The sequence below is a fragment of the Komagataeibacter xylinus NBRC 15237 genome (genome assembly GCF_001571345.1).
GTDB classification, from domain to species: Bacteria; Pseudomonadota; Alphaproteobacteria; order Acetobacterales; family Acetobacteraceae; genus Komagataeibacter; species Komagataeibacter xylinus.
On record NZ_BCTP01000004.1, the window covers coordinates 128,198 to 148,054 of the forward strand.

At 63.0% G+C, this 19,857-nt stretch carries 14 protein-coding genes; 7 read left to right on the top strand and 7 right to left on the bottom strand.

Annotated features, from left to right (window positions below; all coding sequences use genetic code 11):
• Positions 1 to 217: 217 nt before the first annotated feature.
• The 3 genes from GXY01S_RS02950 to GXY01S_RS02960 all read right to left on the bottom strand — a co-directional run bounded on the left by GXY01S_RS02950 (position 218) and on the right by GXY01S_RS02960 (position 5,252).
• On the bottom strand, positions 218 to 907 hold the full coding sequence (locus GXY01S_RS02950) for a Fe2+-dependent dioxygenase (RefSeq protein ID WP_061271880.1): 690 nt from the start codon (positions 905 to 907) through the stop codon (positions 218 to 220).
• A 28-nt stretch (positions 908 to 935) separates the two neighbouring features.
• Positions 936 to 3,344: a TonB-dependent receptor gene (locus GXY01S_RS02955; protein ID WP_061271881.1), complete on the bottom strand. Its 2,409-nt coding sequence runs from the start codon at positions 3,342 to 3,344 to the stop codon at positions 936 to 938.
• Between the two features lie 177 nt (positions 3,345 to 3,521).
• Positions 3,522 to 5,252 (bottom strand): carbohydrate porin, encoded by a 1,731-nt coding sequence (locus GXY01S_RS02960; protein ID WP_061271882.1) that lies wholly within the window; start codon positions 5,250 to 5,252, stop codon positions 3,522 to 3,524.
• Positions 5,253 to 5,762: 510 nt separating this feature from the next.
• Here GXY01S_RS02960 and GXY01S_RS02965 point away from each other — a divergent pair.
• The gene (locus tag GXY01S_RS02965; RefSeq protein ID WP_370664419.1) at positions 5,763 to 6,914 is read left to right on the top strand and encodes a sensor histidine kinase; all 1,152 of its coding nucleotides are present in this window, start codon (positions 5,763 to 5,765) and stop codon (positions 6,912 to 6,914) included.
• A 366-nt stretch (positions 6,915 to 7,280) separates the two neighbouring features.
• On the opposite strand, the gene GXY01S_RS02970 is transcribed toward GXY01S_RS02965, so the two are convergent.
• On the bottom strand, positions 7,281 to 8,186 hold the full coding sequence (locus GXY01S_RS02970; RefSeq protein ID WP_061271883.1) for a LysR family transcriptional regulator: 906 nt from the start codon (positions 8,184 to 8,186) through the stop codon (positions 7,281 to 7,283).
• Positions 8,187 to 8,304: 118 nt separating this feature from the next.
• On the opposite strand from GXY01S_RS02970, the gene GXY01S_RS02975 reads away from it, so the two are divergent.
• The 3 genes from GXY01S_RS02975 to GXY01S_RS02985 all read left to right on the top strand — a co-directional run bounded on the left by GXY01S_RS02975 (position 8,305) and on the right by GXY01S_RS02985 (position 13,547).
• Entirely contained in the window at positions 8,305 to 10,017 is a 1,713-nt protein-coding gene (locus GXY01S_RS02975) for an NAD-dependent malic enzyme (RefSeq protein WP_061271884.1), read from the top strand.
• 317 nt (positions 10,018 to 10,334) lie between these two features.
• On the top strand, positions 10,335 to 12,413 hold the full coding sequence (locus GXY01S_RS02980) for an FUSC family protein (protein ID WP_061271885.1): 2,079 nt from the start codon (positions 10,335 to 10,337) through the stop codon (positions 12,411 to 12,413).
• Positions 12,414 to 12,596: 183 nt separating this feature from the next.
• The gene (locus tag GXY01S_RS02985) at positions 12,597 to 13,547 is read left to right on the top strand and encodes a LysR family transcriptional regulator (RefSeq protein ID WP_061271886.1); all 951 of its coding nucleotides are present in this window, start codon (positions 12,597 to 12,599) and stop codon (positions 13,545 to 13,547) included.
• 4 nt (positions 13,548 to 13,551) lie between these two features.
• Here GXY01S_RS02985 and GXY01S_RS02990 read toward each other — a convergent pair whose 3' ends face one another.
• Together GXY01S_RS02990 and alr are read right to left on the bottom strand one after the other, a co-directional pair.
• The gene (locus GXY01S_RS02990; RefSeq protein ID WP_061271887.1) at positions 13,552 to 14,808 is read right to left on the bottom strand and encodes a D-amino acid dehydrogenase; all 1,257 of its coding nucleotides are present in this window, start codon (positions 14,806 to 14,808) and stop codon (positions 13,552 to 13,554) included.
• Positions 14,808 to 15,989 carry an alanine racemase gene (gene alr / locus GXY01S_RS02995; protein WP_061271888.1) on the bottom strand — a complete coding sequence of 394 codons (1,182 nt, stop codon included), beginning with the start codon at positions 15,987 to 15,989 and terminating at the stop codon, positions 14,808 to 14,810. The genes GXY01S_RS02990 and alr overlap by 1 nt, the downstream gene beginning before the upstream one ends.
• Positions 15,990 to 16,126: 137 nt before the next feature.
• Here alr and GXY01S_RS03000 point away from each other — a divergent pair, with 137 nt between their 5' ends.
• Together GXY01S_RS03000 and GXY01S_RS17910 are read left to right on the top strand one after the other, a co-directional pair.
• Complete coding sequence (locus GXY01S_RS03000) at positions 16,127 to 16,570, top strand: Lrp/AsnC family transcriptional regulator (protein ID WP_061271930.1); 444 nt, start codon at positions 16,127 to 16,129, stop codon at positions 16,568 to 16,570.
• Positions 16,571 to 16,610: 40 nt separating this feature from the next.
• Entirely contained in the window at positions 16,611 to 16,862 is a 252-nt protein-coding gene (locus GXY01S_RS17910) for a hypothetical protein (RefSeq protein ID WP_129551193.1), read from the top strand.
• A gap of 107 nt (positions 16,863 to 16,969) precedes the next feature.
• On the opposite strand, the gene GXY01S_RS03005 is transcribed toward GXY01S_RS17910, so the two are convergent.
• On the bottom strand, positions 16,970 to 17,782 hold the full coding sequence (locus GXY01S_RS03005; RefSeq protein ID WP_061271889.1) for an MIP/aquaporin family protein: 813 nt from the start codon (positions 17,780 to 17,782) through the stop codon (positions 16,970 to 16,972).
• A gap of 455 nt (positions 17,783 to 18,237) precedes the next feature.
• Here GXY01S_RS03005 and glpD point away from each other — a divergent pair, with 455 nt between their 5' ends.
• Positions 18,238 to 19,800, top strand: a complete 1,563-nt coding sequence (glpD, locus tag GXY01S_RS03010; protein ID WP_061271890.1) for a glycerol-3-phosphate dehydrogenase — start codon at positions 18,238 to 18,240, stop codon at positions 19,798 to 19,800.
• Positions 19,801 to 19,857: the final 57 nt, after the last annotated feature.

A 19,857-nucleotide genomic window follows, 5' to 3' on the forward strand; every position in this document is an offset into this window, starting at 1 on the left:
CTCCTTAGAATAACCGGCACCCCACGCGAACATGCACGGGATCGAGACTTTTCGTTTTATCGGGGATGCCATAAGGCCGCTTGGTGTAGCTGCTCTGAAATCTTGTCCGTAGCTGAAAAGTCCAGCCGTGAGGACCTTCCTATAGAGGTTATCCGGAAATAGCACGTAAAATATTCAAAAAATCGGAAATATTTCCTTTACCCCATCGGATAATTGCTCACAGCAGGCACCACTGGCGCATCATGTTGTGGTAGATATTGGTCAGTGACAGCACGGCAGGATCGGCATCCCCCAGCCGTTCGCGCAGTGATGTGACCTGCATGTCGAGGTCGAACATGATCTGCCTGCGGCTCTCCTCCGCAATCATCGACTGCGACCAGAAAAAAGCCGCCAGCCTGCACCCGCGCGTGACCGGCGTGACACTGTGCAGCACCGTGGTGGGGTAGAGAATCATGTCACCCGCGGGCAGCCTTATGGCCTGCTCGTTGCCATTGGCGAGGATGGTCAGTTCCCCGCCGTCATATTCATCGGGGTCGGAGAAGAACAGCGTGGAGGACACATCGGTGCGGATGCGCGTGTGGATGCCACCCGCCAGGATGCCGCGTATCGCGTTATCGACATGCGCGCCAAAGTGCATGCCGCCTTCGTAGCGGTTGAACAGTGGCGGGCTGACCCGGTAGGGCAGCACCGCGCTGTTGAAGAGGGCATTGCGCCCGAGCGCGTGCAGCACGATCTTGCCAAGCTCGCGGCACGCCTCGGAATCGCGGGGCAGTTGCAGGTTGTTCTTGGTTTTTGCTGACTGCACGCCCGCCGTTTCGCGGCCATCGATCCATTGCGCATCGCGAAGGCGGGCGCGGCAGTGGGCGAGTTCATCGGCGTTGAGCAGGGCGGGGATGTGCAGCAGCATAAGCGTGGCCTTGGTTGAGGAGAGCGGATCAGTACTGCGCCGAGATGTTGAACAGGAACGACCGCCCTACGGAAGGGGTGACGCGATTGGTGAACAGACTGCCATAATTGAGCCGGTTATCAAGGTTATAGGCGTTCATGGCCACTTTCCAGTTGTTGTTGAAGTGGTGGGCGACCATGGCGTCGAACTCCACCGTGGCGGGCGCGCGGTTGGTATTGAGCTGGTCGAGCCAAACGCCCTGCCGCCAGGTTATGCCGCCGCCAATGGTCATGTTCCACGGCTTGCGCGGCGCGATCTCGTAGCTGGTCCAGGCAGTGGCCTGATTATGGGGCACGTACTGGATCTGCCCACCTTGCTTGGATGAGGTGGAACCCGCCTTGGTAATGGTGGGGTCATACAGTGCGTAGGTGCCATAGAACATCCAGTTGCGCAGCAGCGTGCCTGATACGCTGAGTTCAAGCCCCTGGTTGCGCTCCTGGTCGCTCGTTGCACTCACATCGCCCGTGGTGGGGTCGGTCTGGGTGGAGTTGTTCTTCTCGAGCCGGAACAGGGCTGCCGTAAAGCCGATACGGTCATGGAAGGCGCTGTATTTGGCCCCCACCTCATACAGCCTGCTGCGCTCGGGGGCGGCGCTCTGGCTCTTGGCGGTCATCGGCTCGGAGCTGTTGGTCACGTACAGGCTGAGCGGCGTGGTGGATTCCGACCAGTTGAAATACACCATCAGGTTGCTGCGCGGGGTGTACATGAGGCTGACCGACGGGTTTATGGTGGTCTCGTTCTGGCCATAGCTCACATCGGGGGTGGCCGTGCTGCCGCCGGTTGCACTGTAGGTGCTGTTCCAGTGATCCCACCGAAAGCCCGCCTTGACCGACAGGTTTTTGGTCAGCCACACCTGATCGGACAGGAAGAAGCCTACATCAAGCGCCGAACTGTCCTTGTAGCACTTGCGGCCCACGCCGTTGCCGATATTGACCAGCCGGTTGGGGTACTGGCTGCAGTCGCCCAGTGTCAGGCCCGGCACGTAGGGCGAGGGATCGAGCAGGCTGGTGCTGGCGCGGTTCGAGCCATAGGCGTAGTTCTGGCGGTGATCGGTCACGTATTCGATGTCGAACCCGCCAATGATTTCGTGGCGGATATGTCCGGTTTTGAGGTGCGCCACACCTGAGAACACATCCTGGATCGACCAGTCGCTCTGCCGGTAAGGCTCGGGGCCGCCCACGCCACCGTTACGTGCCACCTGCGCGCTCGCCGCGTTGCCGGACAGGTAATCCGACTGGCAGGTCGAGGAGGGGGCCACGCCGTTGAACGTGTTGTTGGTGAGTGTCGCGCCACTGCTGAAGTTGGAGCACGCCTCCTGCGAAGCCGAGAAATAACGGTGGAAGATGCCGCCGCGCATGTCGTTATACAGCGTGAGAATGGGGCTGACCTTGGCAGTCAGGCGACCGGTGATCATGTCATCACTGGTATTGTCCTGATCGTAGGTGGTGCCATACCAGTTGGTGCGCTTCACGCCCCTTTCGGTCACCGGGTAGCCGATGCCGCCGGTGGGGGTGACAACCGGCACGCCGTAATCGGGGATGCGGTTGTCATTCTGGTGGAAGTATTCCAGAACGAATGACACTTTCTTGCCCAGCCCGAACGCGATGGAGGGCGCAATGCCCCAGCGATGGGAATAGATATAGTCACGCCCCACCACGTTGTTCTCGTTGCCCATGCCGGTCAGGCGGAAGGCGGTGGTGCTGTTGATCTGGTAGTTCACATCCAGCGTGCCACGGTAATACGACCCGCTCCCCCCCGAGAAACTGGCCTGGTAGCTGTTGCCCAGATGCGGCGTCTTGGTCACGATGTTGATGGCGCCACCCGTGGTGCCATTGCCGAACACCTCCGATGACGGGCCCTTGATGACCGAGACATGGTCATAATAGAAGCTGTCGCGCGCATAGACGCCAAAATCCCGCAGGCCGTTTTCATAAATGTCGTTCTGGGCCGCGAAACCACGGATCAGGAACTGATCGCCCGCCATGCCGCCTTCGCCTTCACCCACCGATGCGGTGATGCCGGGCACGTTCTTCAGCGCCTCATCAAGCGATTTGACATTCTGCTGTTGCATGAGCACCTGCGGCACCACGTTCACGTTCTGGGGCGTGTGCATGGCGTCCTGCGGCATGCGGCTCAGGCCGATGGATTCATGCAGAACGTTCATGGGCGAGGCCGTGACGTGGGTTACGTCAAATCCGTGCTCCGCCTCATGGTTATAGGCATCCTGCTTTTTGGTGTTGTTTGCCTTGGCATCACCCGAAGGCGTGGTGGCCTGCGTATCGGTTGCGGGCACCGTGTCCTGTGCGGCATGCGCACTGGTGGTGGCGCAGGCCAGCGCCATGGAGGCGGTGAGCAGGGAGAATGGCCTGAGTTTCTGGCGGATGGTCTTTTCGGTCATATTGCAACAGCCTCTTAATTGCAGAAGGTTGCAATATCAATTCTGATAATTAGTCGCAATATACCCGTGCGGGGTTTGTCATTCTGTGTCACATGATTGCAACAAATTCGCATTCTCATTAACGGTGCATGAAAAACCCCGCACCGTTCGGGGCGCGGGGCAGGGGCCACCACATGGCTAGAGGTTCGCGATGACCTTCAGCCCCACGAGGGCCGCGTTGGGGATGTGCCTGGTCTCGCCCGGGCGGATCATGTACTCGAATTCCGGCTGCACCAGTATGCCGGGCATGGCGTCAATGGCGTAATAGGCTTCGATGATGTGGGAGTCCGTCTGTGGCGCGCGCACGGTGGCGCCGAGCGAATAACCGGCCTCGTAACGCAGGATCTGGCCTTCCTCCTTGCGGTGGCTGACATGGTACCATGAATACATGATGCCCAGCCGGTCGGTCACGCGGGATGGAATGACACCCGCGAAGGACAGGCCGCCATAGGCTTCATCCGAGATGGATGTGACATGCGGCGTGTTGTGGATGTAGCCCGCCATCAGGTAGCCACCGGCCATCTGGTTGCGTCCGCCCCGGCGGTAGACCATCTGGTCGCCTTCAAACCAGAACATGTCCATCGGCGCCGAGCGCTGGTGGCCTGCCGCCGTGCGCAGGGCCGCGGGCAGGCCGATGCCGATCTCGTCGGGGTAGCGCGTGGTGTCATGCGCATAGCCCAGTATGTAATGCCCCGGCAGGCGGTTGCGGGTCAGGAAGGGCTGCCACGTGAACTCGACCGGCAGCATCACGCCCGTCGCCTTCTCGCTGCCCCACGCCCAGCCGCTGGGGTTGTCGCTCAGCGCATTGACGGAATAGGCGCCGAACTGGATGGCCGTGTCACGTGTGGGGCGCAGGCGCAGGCGGCTGCCCCATGTGGCCTTGGGATAGACCGAAAAGCCGGAGTCGAGCTTGAGCGCCACGGGAGCCGAGCAGGTGACCATGAACGAGCACAGCAGCGGCGAGGTGGCAAACACATGGGTGAGCGCCATGCGGCCGAAGCTGATGTCGAGATGGTTGTTGAGCAATTTCTTTTCGGCATAGAAATCAACCAGATGCGCCACCACGTTGCCCGACAGGCCATACACTTCCTGCAGGTTGACGTAATATTCGCCCACCCGGTCATGGCTCACGGCGCGGCCTGCGCGTTCCATCACCAGCGTATGGACCGACCAGCCCTTGATTCCGGCCATTTTCTCCAGATCGAAGTTCACCTGCGCGGTCAGTTCATGCACGTAGCTCATGCCACGCTGCACGCCGCCATCAATCACGCCCATCGCCTCGCCCTTGTAGGTAAAGGCAAAGCTCACGCCGTGGTCGCGCAGGCGCCTGCGCAGCGGGTCGAGCAGTGGCACGAGGTGGCCGCTGCCTGCGGTGGGCACGTAGTACGGGTCCTCCAGATCGGTGTCATGTTGGGCGTCGATCCAGCCGGGCAGCAGCCCGGAGGGGCCTTCATGGTGGCTCAGCGCATCAAGTTCGATCTGGTGGAAAGCCTTGTTGTCACCGGGGCTGCTGACTGGGGCCACGCTCATGGTGGCAAGGCCCGCGGACGGAAAGGCCGGCACGCCGCTGGGCGGGATGGGCGTGTTGGGCGGCCTGCGGATGGCCTGCGGCTGGGGGCCAAGCCGCTCGGCATCGAGGCGCATGCTGATCTGTTCCTCCTGCGTCATGCCGGTCGAGGGCATGGCCGAGACCGCGCCGGGCGCCATGATGGAGGGCACTGGCTTCATGCCGGGGTCAACTGCCGCCTGGGCATGGGCGTGCTGGGCCGGGACCAGCGCGGTGGCGCCTACGGCCAGCAGCCATCCCCAGCCGGGAGGGAACGGCGCGCACGCACGCCCATTGGCGTGTGGGGAGATATGTCTTGTCATGTCTGTCGATTTTCTCGCGGCCCGGTCCATCACGGGACGGGGCAGGGATGCCGGGAAAAAGGGATGCGGGCCTCAGCCGGGAGACCGGCCCACGAACGTGGCGGGAAAAACGACAGGCGCGCTGTTGCGCGGGCGGGAGTGGATCATGATTTGAGGCACCATTGTTCTTGTTTTTTTTGAAGATTGTCTGAAATAAACCGTCGGTAGGAATAAAAGTTTTCAGGCCGCGTCTTTTTTTAAGGCGGTGTTGTGGCAACGCTTTCGTAAAAAACTTTCTCCGGCCGCCATGCCGCCTGCGGGCGCTTTGTGGGCAGGCTTTTTCAGACAATCTTCGATCTTCAGGCAAGATAGACTAAAATTATAAAATTATCAAACAGAAAATAACTATGTTAATTTTGCGCCGAACAAATTGTAATTTTATTTCGTGCCTCATTCTGGTTTCCGCTGTTCTCCCATTCATGGTATCGCGCCTGTAGTGCCGTGGGGCAGGCTCGCGAAGAGGAGAAAGGTGTGTCGGCGCTTGTGCTTGTGGTGATGGGTTTCGTGGCCGGGGCGCTGCTCGGGGGGTATGGCGCGTGGCGTTATGGCGCGCTGGGGCGGCTTTCGGGCTACCCGGTGCGCCTGCAGGCCGAACCCGTGGGCGCGGATGAAGATACGGTGCCGGTCGATGACCTGCCCGTGTCGCTGCTGGTGCTGGCACGCGGCGGGCGGCTTTTGCATGCCGGCGCCCGCGCGCAGGTGGAATTTGCCGAAGGGCTGGGCATGTTCGTGCGCCACCCCGCATTGCAGCGCGCCGTGGCCGAACTGCGCCCCGGCGGGGTGACGGAGGTCACCATCGAGGCCGATGTGCCGGTGCGCCGCGTGGTGCAGGCCTTTGTCAGGGCCGGGATATGGCACGGACAGCCTGCCTGCGTTGTGGTGCTGCTCGATGCCACGGCGCGTGACGCGCTTGATCGCGCGCGCAGCGACTTCGTGGCCCATGCCAGCCATGAGTTGCGCACCCCGCTTGCCGCCCTGATCGGCTTTATCGAGACCCTGCAGGGCCCGGCTGCCAATGATGCCACGGCGCGGCACAAATTCCTTGCCATCATGGCCCGGCAGGCCAGCCGCATGCAGCGCCTGATCGACCGGCTGCTTTATCTGTCGCGCGTGCAGATGCTCGAGCACCAGCGCCCGCAGGGCATGATTGCGGTGAGCGACCTGTTTGCCCGCTTCAATGATGAGGTGCAGGGCAAGCCCGAGGCGGATCGCGCGGCCCTGGTGCTGCATCCTGCCCCCGCGGGCACGTTGCGCGGCGATGCGGACCAGATATTGCAGGTGCTCGTCAACCTGAGCGAGAACGCCCTGCGTTATGGCAGGCCGCGGCCGCCTGTCGAGCCGCGCATCGAAATCGCGGCGCAGTGGCAGGATAATGGTGGCCTGCTGCTCTCGGTGCGCGATAACGGGCCGGGCATCGCGCCACAGCACCTGCCGCGCCTGACCGAGCGCTTCTACCGTGTCTCGCCCACGCCGGGGGCGAACGGAGAGCAGGGCACGGGGCTTGGGCTGGCCATCGTGCGCCATATCGTTGACCGCCATGGCGGGCGGCTCGACATCACCAGCGCGCCGGGGCAGGGCACCTGCTGCACGGTGTGGCTGCCGGGTAGCGCGAATACCGTGTAATTATCGATCCTGACTGTTTTTAAAGCCGCTATCTTGCGTGTCAGGACACTCATGATGAAAGATGCCGCGACATGAGCATAAAGCGACTGGAAAGGGCGATCAGGCAGGAAAGCGTGGCCAATATCGCCTCGGTCAGCATCCACCAGCCTGCCCCCGCTGATTGCCTGATCTGATAGGCACTTTTTATGCCGCCGGGCCAGGATGATTTGGAAGCACTCTTCCTGATCCAGACCGAACCGGTATGCGGCATCTGGCGGCGGGCGTTGCGATACGAATGGCACGTGCAGGCGGCAGGCCCGGTTGCGGCGGTGGAGAGCGGATATGTGTGTCTATCGTGCGTCCCTCACCCAGCACGGCTGACCGGGCCTATGTGCCGAAATAGGCCTGCCGCAGTTCCTTGCGCACGAAATCAAGGAACAGCCGCGTGCGCGAGGGCAGGTGCGTGCGCGAGGGGTAGACCGCGCACAGGGTCACGTCCTCCCACCTGTAGGTGCTGAGGCATTCGATCAGCCTGCCGCATTTCAGGTCATCGGCAATGTCCCACAGCACCTTGAGCGCAATGCCGCGCCCGCTCACCGCCCAGTCATGCACCACCTCGCTGCTTGATGTGGCGAGGCGGGGCGTGACATGCACTTCCTTGCGGGTCTTGCCATCAAAATACACCCATTCGTTAAAGATGCGCTGGCGGCGGATCAGGCAGATGCAGTCATGCTTGAGCAGGTCGTGCGGCGTGGCGGGCAGGCCCTTGCGGTCACGGTATTCGGGTGAGGCACAGACCACGCGGCGGCTGTTGATCAGGCTGGTGGTCATCACCTCCTGATCGGGCGGCATGCCGGGGCGGATGGCGATGTCCAGCCCGTCATCAATCACGTCCAGCCCGGCATCGGACAGGGTAAGCTGCACCGTCACCTCGGGGTACTGCTCCACGAAGGCGGCCACCACGCCCGCCAGCATCTTGCGCCCGATCTCCGATGGCACGCCCACGCGCAGCAGCCCGCGCGGAATGCCCGCGCGCGCGGTCAGTTCGGCTTCCGCTTCCTCCACTTCCTGCATGATACGCACGGCATGCTCGTGCAGGCGCTGCCCTTCTGCCGTGAGCGCGAAATGGCGCGAGGTGCGCGTGACCAGCCGCGTGCCCAGCCGGGCCTCCATGGTGCTCAGCCTGCGGCTCATGGCGGCGGGCGAGAGGCCCATGGCGCGCGCGCACCCCGCAATGCTGCCCGCCGCGGCCAGGATGCAGAAAAATCTCAGGTCACTGATCTCGTCGGGCAACTGCCGGCTCCATGATTGCGTTTGGCGTACGGTTGGCGTGCATGCCCATGCCCTACACGAAGATGTGCAGATCCGTATCCTGCGGCTCTTTCAATCGTTATCACAATATCGGGTCATTATGTCGGACACAGTGCGGGCCATGCTTTCCTCTTCCCTCAAAACGGCTTTGTCTGGCAGGGAACTTCTGGATTGCCCTGTGCTGAACAAGGGAAATGCATTCGACAGGCGTGAACGTGACCTGTTCGGACTGCATGGCCTGCTGCCCGCTTCCGTCGCCACCCTGGCCGAGCAGGCCGATCTGGCCCGCGCCCGCCTCGCCGCCCTACCGGACAATTTTGCGCGACATATTGCGCTACGCGAAATCCAGGACCGGAACGAAACGCTTTTCTACGCCATTATCGACGAGGCGCTCGAAGCTTGGCTGCCTATCATCTACACCCCTGCCATCGGTTGGGCATGCCGTGAGTTCAGCCATATCTGGACCCGCCCGCGCGGCCTGTTCCTGAGCTATGCCGACCACCGTGGCCGCATTGCCGAGATCCTGGCCAACCCGCAATTTGATGATGTGCGGGTGATCGTGGCGAGCGATGGCGGCAGCATTCTTGGCATTGGCGACCAGGGGGCCAACGGCATGGGCATCCCCATTGGCAAGCTCTCGCTCTATACCGCGTGTGGCGGCCTCGACCCCGCCCGTGCGCTGCCCGTCCTGCTCGATGTGGGCACCGATAACGAGACCCTGCTGGCCGACCCCGAATATATCGGCTGGCGGCATGCCCGCGTGCGCGGCGCGGAATATGATGCCTTCATTGCCGAATTCGTGCAGGCCGTGAATACGCGCTGGCCCAATATCGCCCTGCATTGGGAGGATCTTTCAGGTGCCGACGCGCTGCGCATCCTGCGCCGCTATCGCGATGGCATGTGTACCTATAATGATGACATCCAGGGCACGGCGGGTGTGACCGCCGGGGCGCTGCTCGCGGCCATCAGGGCCGGTGGCGCGCCGCTGGATGCCCAGAAGATCGTCATTTTTGGCGCGGGTGGCGCGGGGTGCGGCATTGCCGACCTGCTGGCGCAGATGATGGTGGCAGGCGGCATGACGGCGCAGGAGGCCAGCCGCCGCTTCTTCATGGTTGATATCAACGGCCTTGTGCGCGAGGGCATGCCGGGCGTTACCGAGGGCCAGCAGCCCTTCGCCCAGCCTGCCGATGTGGCATCGGGCTGGCGGGTGGATGATGCCGCCCATATTACCCTTGCCGAGGTCATGGCCCATGTGCAGCCCACCATGCTGATCGGCACATCAGGGCAGGGCGGGGCATTCACGCGCGAGATCGTGGCCCCCATGGCGCAGCAGGCGGCGCGGCCCATCATCTTCGCGCTGTCCAACCCGACCGCCAATATCGAGGCCACGCCCGCCGACCTGCTGGCCTGGACGCAGGGGCGCGCCATCATCGGCACGGGCGGCCCGTTTGCGCCGGTGGAATATGCCGGTCGCCTGCGCCCGGTTGACCAGATCAACAATTCCTACGTCTTTCCCGGCGTGGGGCTGGCAGTGGTGGCCGGTGGCATCACGCGCATGACCGATGGCATGTTTTTGGCCGCGGCCCATGCGCTTGCCGCCCTCTCGCCCGCGGCAGGGGCTGCCGACCCCACCACTGCGCCGCTGCTGCCACCGGTCTCGGAACTGCGGCTTGTGGCGACAGCCGTGGCCCGTGCCGTGATTGCGCAGGGGCAGAAGGAAGGCGTCGCCCCGCAGGCAGCAGGCCACGATGTCGAGACCGCCCTGCGCGATGCGGTGTGGATCGCCCGCTATCGCCCGTACGAAAAAGCCTGAATTCCGGTATTGCCGGATGGAAGTGTGTGCAGCCAACGTTTTGATGCCAGATGATGAAAGGCCATCTATGTCGCCTTTTTTCACGAATGCGGCGTTCTGCAGCGCCGTTGTGTCAAAAGCATTGGCGCGACGTTCCCGTGCCGCGCAGGCGATTGCACGGGCAGGTTTTGCCCAAGGGCCATGCCTGCCGTGACACTGCCCCGGCCACGCGCTCCAGCCCGATGCGGAGCCGCGTTCTGAGTGCGCCATGCAGGCGCGTCAAAGCGCCCCGCGTGGGGAGGGGCTGCGATCAGCCGCACCGGGGCAGGGCGGCCTAGATGGATCTATCCCGGCTCATCATGCCCAATCCGGTCGGCCGCCTGCGCTGGCCCATCGGGGTGGACTGGCTGCGCTGGCTGGTCTGCCCCACGCCACAGGCCATGGGCTTTGCGCTGCGCAACACGGCGGCCTCGCTCATAGCCCTTGCCATTGCGTTGTGGATGGAACTCGACAGCCCGCAATGGGCGGTGGCCACCGTGTGGTCGGTCGCCCAGGTGCGGCGTGGGGAGAGCATGTCCAAGGCGCGGTGGCGCATCGTGGGCACGCTGGTCGGCGCGGTGGCTGCCGTAGTGTTCATCGGGGCGTTTCCGCAGCAGTCATGGCTGTTTTTCCCTGCCGTTGCGACGTGGATCGGCCTGTGCAGCTTTCTGGCCACGTTCTGTCTCAACTTCCGTTCCTATGCGTTCGTGCTGTCGGGCTATACGTGCTCCATCATTGCGGTGGCGGCGGCATCCGAGCCCGATAACGTGTTTTTCATCGCCATGTCGCGCGCCAGCTATATCGTGCTGGGCGTGGTGTGCGAGGCGGCGATGGGGGTGCTGTTCACCTTCAACCTGGCCACGCGCGCGCAGGCCACCATGGTGGGGCAGGTGGAAGACGTGCTGCACCGGCTCGGTGGCCTGCTGCGCGAGATCGTGCTGCATGAGCGTGATACTCTGGTTCATGCCGGTGAGTTTTCCGACATGCTGGTATCGGTGCATCAGGGGCTGGAGTTCCCGGCCATCGAGATGGGGCGGCAGGTGCATGCGGGCGATCATGCCCGCGCGGTGCTGGCCGAGGTTTCAATCCTTGTCACCCGCCTTGTCGGCCTGTCTGGCGGCACGGAGCGGGCCATGCTGGCCGATGACGCGGCGCTGGCCGATACGCGCGGGCAATTGCTGCATCTATGCGACCGGCTGGCCACCTGCCGCCTTGAGTCAGGCGCGCTGGATGATCTGTACGCGCAGGTCACGCATCTGCACGCCCTGTTTGAGCAGCGTGCCGCGCGGGGCGCGCACGAGATGGCCCGCGTGACCCACGGCGTGCTGGCCGCCACCATGGAGGATCTGCAGACCGCGCTTGACCACGCCCATGCCATTTTCAACCCGCCAGCGCATGACCGCTTTCGCTTTCACCTTGGCGGGCACCGCGATATCCGCCTCGCATTCCATAACGGGCTGCGGGGGGCTGTGGCCATCATGCTCGCCGCCCTTGTGTATGAATGCACGGCCTGGCCCGGCGGCATGGGGTTCATTGCCATTACCACGCTGGTGTGCGGGCTGTTCGCCACACGCGAGAACCCGGTGGTGGCCACGACGCGCTTCCTGTCCGGCGCGGTGTGGTCGGCCGTGGCGGCGGGGTGCCTCAGCCTGTGGCTGATCCCGTATCTAAGTAATTACGAGGAACTGGCCTTCGTGCTCGGCCTCTTCCTGTTCGTGGGCGGGCTTGCCAAGTGCAACCGGGGCACGGCGGGGGCGGCGGCGGCCTACGGGCTGCTCATGCCCAACCTGCTCATGACCGGCAACCAGAGCCGGGTGGATGAGATCGCCTTCCTCAACAACGCGTTGCACACTGTGCTGGCTGTCGGGTTGAGCGTGCTGGTGTTCCGGCTGGTGCTGCCGTTCAGGGCACGGGCCGAACGGCTGCGCTTTGGCGCGCATATGCGCGGCGAGTTGCGGCGGCTGTGCCTCGTGCCGTTGCCGCCCTCGCCCCAATGGTGGATTGGCACGAGTGTTGACCGGATCGGGCGCATGGTGCGCCATGCGGCACAGGCGGGCGATCATACGGCGGGTGGCGGCATCCGGCTCATGCTCATGTTTTCCTCCGTGGGGCTGAACATCCTGCTGCTGCGCGAACTCAAGCGGCAGCGACGCGACGGCGCAACCGACATTATCACCACCCTGCTGCGCGCGCTGGTGCGCTACCGGCCCATCAGCCCGCGCGGGGTGGCCGTGGTGCGGGCGGCGCGCAGGCGGCTGGCCCGGCTGGAAAAAGCCGACCCCGGCAATGGCAGGCTGCTTGAGGTACTGGCCTGCCTTGATGGCATTGCCCGCACGGCCACGGCCTGCCTGAGCGCGATGGAAGCCGGAGTGGAATGACAACTGGCAAAAGTGTTTGGTGAATTTTTTCAAAACGCTTCAGAGCACGCCGCCTTTTTGAAAAAAGGCGGCACCCAAAAACTTTTCACTGGTTCTGATCAGGTTACGGATTGGTCAAATCCGGTTTTTTAGGATAATCGCAACGCATCCGGTCCGGTCTGGCAAGGGGGAAACGCACGGAGCATGAGAAAACGCTATGATCTCGACCTGCTCCGCAGCCTTCAGGCCCTGATCGAGGAGGAAGGCGTCTCGCACGCGGCGCGCAGGCTCCAGATGAGCGAGGCCGCCATGAGCCGCAGCCTTGCCAAGCTGCGCGTGGTGTTCAATGACCCCATTCTGGTGGCATCGGGGCGGCGCATGGTGGTCACCACCTTTGCCCTCGGCCTGCGCGAGCGGCTGCGCGCCATTGTCGATGGCGCCGATTCATTGCTCGAAGAACAGGACACGCCCGATATTGCCAGCCTGTCGCCGCATTTCATGCTGCGTGCCAATGACCTGATCGTGGGCGCCTTTGGCGCGGCCATTCTTGCCGCCCTGCGCCATGACTGCCCCGGCTGCACCCTGACTTTCGTGCCCGAAACGGATGACGAACCCAGCAACGACCTGCGCGAAGGCCATATCGACCTGTATCTCGGCGCATCGGATGACATGCGGCCCGAGATACGCCGCCAGAGCATCTTCCCCACTGCGTTCCGCGCCCTCGTGCGGGCCGATCACCCCATTCTGGCCGAAGGGATCACGCCGCAATCCATCGCGCGGTATGAACATATCAGCGTATCGCGCCGGGGCAGGCTGCATGGGCCGATCGATACGGTGCTCAAGGAGCAGTTTGGCCTGCGCCGCCGCGTGGTGATGGTGGTGCCCACCTATTACGCCATGGTCGAGACCCTGCGCACGACCGACATGATCCTGCCGCTGCCGGGCATCGCCATAAATTCCCTGCCCATCCGCCTGATGCACTTGGCCGAATTCGAATTTCCCTTCGCCCTGCCCACGGTGCATTCCTTTCAGGCATGGCACCCAAGGCGCGACGGCGACCCGGTGCACCGCTGGCTGCGCAATACGGTGTATCGGGTGGTGCGCGAACGGGGCGAGGGCCTGCCGGAAGGGTTTGCCCCTCCGTCAGGCCCGTGAGGGATTACTGCCCGTAGCGCACGATGCCCAGGTCTTCATGCGGGATGTCGGGCATGCGGCCGGACATGATGTCGGCCAAAACCTTGCCCGAGCCGCAGGCCATGGTCCAGCCCAGTGTGCCGTGGCCCGTATTGAGGAACAGGTTGTCATATCTGGTGCGGCCGATGATGGGGGTGCCATCGGGTGTCATGGGGCGCAGGCCGGTCCAGAATTTTGCGGCGGGGATATTGCCGCCACCGGGGAACAGGTCGTTCACCGAATGCTCCAGCGTTTCGCGGCGCGGGGCGCGCAGTCTGGTGCTGAAGCCCGCGAGTTCCGCCGTGCCGCCAATGCGGATGCGGCTGCCAAGGCGGGTGATGCCGATCTTGAAGGTTTCATCCATGATGGTCGAGACCGGGGCGCGCTGCTCGTTCACGATATCGGCGGTGAGCGAGTAGCCCTTGACCGGATAGATCGGCAGGTCAAGACCCAGGCGGCGCACCATGGCGGGCGAGTAGCTGCCGAGCGACACCACATAGGAATCCGCCACCATCCGGCCCCGGCTGGTCTCGATGCCGGTAATGCGGCCGCCATCGGATGTCATGGTGCGGATGCTGGTATCGTAATGGAAGGTGACACCCGCTTCCGCCGCCTTGGCCGCGAGGCGCTGGGTGAACAGGAAGGCATCGCCCGTCTCGTCACCCGGCAGGCGCAGGCCGCCCACGAATTTATGCGCCGATGCGGCCAGTCCCGGCTCGGCCTCGACACAGCCTTCACGCGTGAGCACCTGATAGGGCACGTTATACTGCTCAAGCACGCGGATATCGCCTGCAATGCCGTCAAGCTGCTTTTGCGTGCGGAACACCTGCAGCGTGCCCTGCTGGCGGTCATCATAGGTAATGGCGGTGTTGGCGCGCAGGTCCATCATCATGTCGCGGCTGTATTCCGCAATGCGCACCATGCGGCCCTTGTTGCGGTCATAGGCGGTGGTGGTGCAGTTCTCGAGCATCTGCACCAGCCACTTCCACAGATGCGGGTCGGGCATGGGCCAGAACACGAAGGGGCGGTACTTCATCAGCAGCCACTTGATGGATTTGAGCGGCACGCCCGGCCCCGCCCATGGCGATGAATAACCCGGCGAGACCTGCCCGGCATTGGCGAAGCTGGTTTCAAGCCCGGCTTCGGGCTGGCGGTCAACAACCGTGACCTCATGGCCCGCCTGCGCGAGATACCATGCCGATGTCACGCCAACGACACCACTACCCAGTACGATGATTTTCATTACACGGAGGCCTTGTTCTGGCGGGGAGAAGCATCGCACGCGACAGCTTGCCGGTATGTGCGATGGAAACGCGAACCCAGTGCGGTCAGCACTTCGTAGCCGATTGTGCCTGCATCATGCGCCACGTCGTCCACGCTGCGGCGCGGGCCGATCATGTCCACATGGGTTGCGGCATCAAGCACGCTTTCGGGCACGTCATTGACATCCACCGTGGTGGAATCCATGGAAATGCGCCCCAGGATGGGCAGCCGGTAGTCACCAAGCCACGCGCAGCCACCCTGTGCCCCGCTGCGCAGGAAGCCATCGGCATAGCCAATGCCCAGCGTTGCAATCCGTCGCGGCCCGGTGGCGCGCCAGGTCAGGCCGTAGCCCACGCCGTCGCCCGCGCCAATGGCGCGGCGCTGCACGATGCGCGCGCGCAGCCTGACCGTGGGGCGCAGCGGGTTGGGTGTCTGTGCATTGGGGGCAAGGCCGTACAACGCCGCGCCGGGGCGCACGAGGTTGAAATGATAGTCCGGCCCAAGGAAAATGCCCGATGAGGCCGAAAGCGCCCACGGGGCCGCGGGCAGGCGTGCCGCCATGGCGCGCAGCCGGTCTCGCTGCATGGCGTTGGCCGGGTTTTGGGGCGTGTCGGCGCAGGCGAGGTGGCTCATGACCAGCTTCGTGTCGATGCCATCAAGCGCGGCGGGGGTTTGGGCCAGTGTCGCCACATCCGCCTCCGACAGGCCAAAGCGCGACATGCCGGTATCAACCTGCAGGGCGGCGGGCAGCGCCTTTTGCGCCTGTGTGGCATGGGCGCGCCAGTTGGCAACCTGCTCCATGCTGTTGAGCACGGGCAGCAGCGCGTGGCGGGTGAACAGCGCCTCGGTGCCCGTCATGGGGCCGTGCAGCACAAAGATCCGTGCCGTGGGCGCAACATGCGGGCGCAGGCGAATGCCTTCTTCCAGATGGGCGACAAAGAAAACCCGCGCCCCGGCCTGTTCCAGCACGGGGGCAACCCTGTCAGCGCCCAGGCCATAGGCATCGGCCTTGACCACGGCCGCACAGGTGGCAGCGCCCGTGCGGGCATCGAGCAGGCGGTAATTGGCGGCTATGGCATCCAGATCGATTTCCAGCGCGGCGCCCGCACCGGCAAGCGCCCAGCCTGATGCCATGGGCGGGGGGAAGGACAGGTCAGGCATGGGGTGCTTACTCCATCGGGCGGAACATGACTGATCGTATGCGTGTGGTAACAAAATGTCCTGTCGTTTTGTGCATGATCATGCGATTAATGAGCGGTTACGCGCAATTATATACGAAAATAAGCGGAAAATTCACCATGCCCTTCGACCGGCTGACAGATGCCATCCTGCGCCACCTCCGCCATGATGGCCGCATGAGCAACGCGGATCTGGCCCAAAGGGTCGGGCTATCGCCTTCGGCGTGCCTGCGCCGTGTGCGCATGCTGGAAAAAGAGGGGGTGATACGCGGCTATCGCGCCCTGATAGACGAGCGCTCGGTGCATGGCATGACCACCGTGATCGTGCAGATCACGCTGGAGCGGCAGACGGAGGAATGCCTGCGCCGTTTTGAAGCCCGCGTGCGCGAATGCGCCGATGTGCGCGAATGCTACCTGATGACGGGCGACGCCGATTACCTCGTGCGCGTCGAGGCGCGTGACGCGGCTGACTATGAGCGCATCCATAAGGAAGAACTCTCGCGCATGCCCGGCGTGGCCCGCATACAGAGCAATTTCGCCATCCGCACCGTGGTGCAGCGCTAGAGCAGATCCAGTCTGAATAAACACATTTGAACCGGTGAAGATGCTCCAGCCTGTCCCGGCATGGTGCGCGTGGCGCCCCATCCCATTCGAAGTGATGCTGTCGTGCCGTCCAGTTCATGAATTCGCCTGCAAAAATGCCGCACAGCATAAGAAACTGTTTGAAAAATTAGCCTGGAAAACATTCAGGAATCATAAGGAAGTTTTTGACGAAGCTTTTTTCAAAAAGCTTCGAAGAACGCCGTTTTTTGAAAAAAGGCAGCACCCAAAAACTTTTATCTTTTTTAATCAATGATCTGTGTTCAAACATTTTCTAATAAAGCCGCAAGGGCGCCCCTTTGGAAAAAGGCGCCCAAAAGCTTTTACCACATCATATGCGCACTGTGTCGCAGGGGCGGTGGTTTATGGCGCGGGCGGGATGGACGGCGTGGCGCTGCGCGGAATGAACGGGCGGATGAGGAACTGGTAGCACCCGGCGCCCACCACGCCACCAATCAGCGGCCCGGCAATGGGCACCCACCAGAAATGGTCCGGTCCGGGCAGGGCGGAGTCTCCCCAGCCCATGACAAGGCAGAACAGTCGCGGCCCGAAGTCGCGCGCGGGGTTGATGGCCCAGGCCTCGAGGTAGCCCGAGGAGGCGCCAATGCTCGCAACAAGCAGCCCGATGATCAGCGCGCCCGAATTGGCCTGGGGTGCGACGGTATTGTATTCGCACGTAATGGCGAAGATGCCGAAGACCAGCAGTCCGGTCAGGATGATTTCATCAACAAAGGCATGCAGCGGCGTAATGCCTTCGCCCGGATGGGTGAAGAACACGCCCGCCGCTCCGCCAGCGGCGCGGGTGAGGCCATGCGCCGCGTTGTAGTGGTCGATCACGGGCTGGTACAGCGTATAGACCAGCATTGCCCCGATCACGCCGCCAAGCACCTGTGCTGCGCAGTAACCCGGCACCTTGCGCCACGAAAAGCCCCGGTAGAGCGCCAGCGCGAGTGACACGGCCGGGTTGGCATGCGTGCCCGACACGCTGCCGGTAATGTAGATGGCGATTGTAACCCCAAGTCCCCATACAATGGCCACGCCCCAATAAGCCTGCTTGTATGGGCTGGGGTCATAGAGCGCGTACATCGCGGCCACCGAATCACCAATCAGCACGATGATCATGACCGCGATGCACTCTGATATGAGCTCACCCAGGAATTGTCTGTTTTTCAGCATTTTAACCCACTTTATTCTTTTATTATCATTCGATGGGAAACGGCTGTTGGCCTTGTGGCCGGTTTGCAGCCCGGGAATGTTCTTAAACGAACATAACCTGCCGGGAAAGGGGCCTGTGCGATCGGTGGGGTAAGCGTGTCTCCTTTTTCCATATATTTCATTATATTTCATGAAATTTCTCCAACATTCCGGATTCGGGGGCAGGTGATGTTGTGGTGGTGATGGAAGGTAAGGGATGGGGTTGTGGAACGAGATGCGCGATTTCGCACATGCACAAAAACCGCTCCGGCATATAAATTACTCGGAATGGCGAATTTATGGCTAATGCCGAGCTCTATCATGCATGGAAAAAGAAAGAATTATTGAGACGTGCGGCATGCAGAAATGTGCGCGTGCCCTCTTGAATCGATCAGAATGTTCGGTTACGAACATACGTATCAGGAGGAACATTGACTATGGCGTCCATGGACGAAACATTCCGCACCACCGCGGCACCGGGTGGCCTGCTCGACCTGCTGGTCGTGGGCGGGGGTGTGAACGGCACGGGCATCGCGCGCGATGCCGCCGGGCGCGGCGCATCGGTCCTGCTTGTCGAGCAGGATGATCTGGCCAGCCACACATCATCGGCCAGCACCAAGCTGATCCATGGCGGCCTGCGCTATCTGGAATATTATGAATTCCGTCTGGTGCGCGAGGCGCTGATCGAGCGCGAGAAGCTGCTGCGCATCGCGCCCCACATCATCTGGCCCATGCGCTTCGTGCTGCCCTACACGCCGCAGGCGCGCCCGGCATGGATGCTGCGCCTTGGCCTGTTCCTGTACGATCACCTCGCCCCCAACATGACGCTGCCCAAGTGCAAGTCGCTCGACTTCCGCACGTCATCGGCGGGCCAGCCGCTCAATGGCAAGCTCGCCCGTGGCTTCGCCTATTCCGATGGCTGGGTGCAGGACAGCCGCCTCGTCGTGCTCAACGCCATGGATGCCAGGGCGCGTGGGGCCGATATCCGCACCCGCACCCGCATGGTTGCCGCCCGGCGCGTAGGTGGCGTGTGGGAAGCCGATATCGAGAACATGCTCGATGGCACCAAGACTACCGTGCGCGCCCGCGTGCTGGTCAATGCCGGTGGGCCGTGGGTGAGCGAAGTGCTGCGCGAGCGCGCGCAGGTGGAGTCCACCAAGAACGTGCGCCTCGTCAAGGGCAGCCATATCGTGGTGCCGCGCCTGTTTGACGGGCCGCAGGCCTACATCCTGCAGAACCCGGACAAGCGCATCGTCTTCGCCATTCCCTACGAGCAGAAATTCACCCTGATCGGCACGACCGACGTGCCGTGGACGCAGGCCCCCGGCGATGTCGAGATCTCGCCCGAGGAAATCAGCTACCTGTGCGAGAGCGTGAGCCGCTACTTTACCAGGCCCGTAACCCCGGCTGATGTGGTGTGGAGCTACGCCGGCGTGCGTCCGCTTTATGATGACGCGGCCAAGAATGCCTCCGCCGTAACGCGTGATTACGTGCTCGATGTGGACACGCAGGGCAACCAGGCGCCCATGCTGTCCATCTTCGGTGGCAAGATCACCACTTACCGTCGCCTTGCCGAGCATGCTATCGAGAAGCTCCAGCCCTTCCTGCCCGTGCTGTCGGCACCGGGCTGGACGGCGGACAAGGTGCTGCCCGGCGGCGACCTGGGCGAGGGCGGGTTCGAGGGCGCGCTGGCCCGCCTGCGCGCGCAGGCCCCCTTCCTTGGAGACGAGTTGAGCTGGCGGCTCGTGCGCAATTACGGCTCGCGCGCCACCGAGATCGTGGGCGATGCCCATGGCATGGAGGATATGGGCGAACTGTTTGGCGCGGGCCTGAGCGTGCGGGAAGTGGAATACCTGATCGCGAACGAGTGGGCGCAGACCACGCAGGACATCCTGTGGCGTCGCTCCCGCCTTGGCCTGCATGTGACCGATGAGGACACGGCCCGCCTTGAGGCCTACCTCAAGGCCCGCAAGCCGGGCACGGCGCCTACTTCCGCATAAATAAAAAAATCAGGCCGCAGGTGTCATACGCCTGCGGCCCAAACGCGCATCCGCCCT

What these genes read in the sequence shown, in the direction of transcription:
- GXY01S_RS02960 (WP_061271882.1), bottom strand. Translation starts at nt 5,252, where the DNA reads ATGACAAGACATATCTCCCCACACGCCAATGGGCGTGCGTGCGCGCCG.
- GXY01S_RS02975 (WP_061271884.1), top strand. Translation starts at nt 8,305, where the DNA reads ATGTCGGACACAGTGCGGGCCATGCTTTCCTCTTCCCTCAAAACGGCT.
- GXY01S_RS02980 (WP_061271885.1), top strand. Translation starts at nt 10,335, where the DNA reads ATGGATCTATCCCGGCTCATCATGCCCAATCCGGTCGGCCGCCTGCGC.
- GXY01S_RS02950 (WP_061271880.1), bottom strand. Translation starts at nt 907, where the DNA reads ATGCTGCTGCACATCCCCGCCCTGCTCAACGCCGATGAACTCGCCCAC.
- GXY01S_RS02990 (WP_061271887.1), bottom strand. Translation starts at nt 14,808, where the DNA reads ATGAAAATCATCGTACTGGGTAGTGGTGTCGTTGGCGTGACATCGGCA.
- GXY01S_RS02985 (WP_061271886.1), top strand. Translation starts at nt 12,597, where the DNA reads ATGAGAAAACGCTATGATCTCGACCTGCTCCGCAGCCTTCAGGCCCTG.
- glpD (WP_061271890.1), top strand. Translation starts at nt 18,238, where the DNA reads ATGGCGTCCATGGACGAAACATTCCGCACCACCGCGGCACCGGGTGGC.
- alr (WP_061271888.1), bottom strand. Translation starts at nt 15,989, where the DNA reads ATGCCTGACCTGTCCTTCCCCCCGCCCATGGCATCAGGCTGGGCGCTT.
- GXY01S_RS03005 (WP_061271889.1), bottom strand. Translation starts at nt 17,782, where the DNA reads ATGCTGAAAAACAGACAATTCCTGGGTGAGCTCATATCAGAGTGCATC.
- GXY01S_RS17910 (WP_129551193.1), top strand. Translation starts at nt 16,611, where the DNA reads ATGCTCCAGCCTGTCCCGGCATGGTGCGCGTGGCGCCCCATCCCATTC.
- GXY01S_RS02955 (WP_061271881.1), bottom strand. Translation starts at nt 3,344, where the DNA reads ATGACCGAAAAGACCATCCGCCAGAAACTCAGGCCATTCTCCCTGCTC.
- GXY01S_RS03000 (WP_061271930.1), top strand. Translation starts at nt 16,127, where the DNA reads ATGCCCTTCGACCGGCTGACAGATGCCATCCTGCGCCACCTCCGCCAT.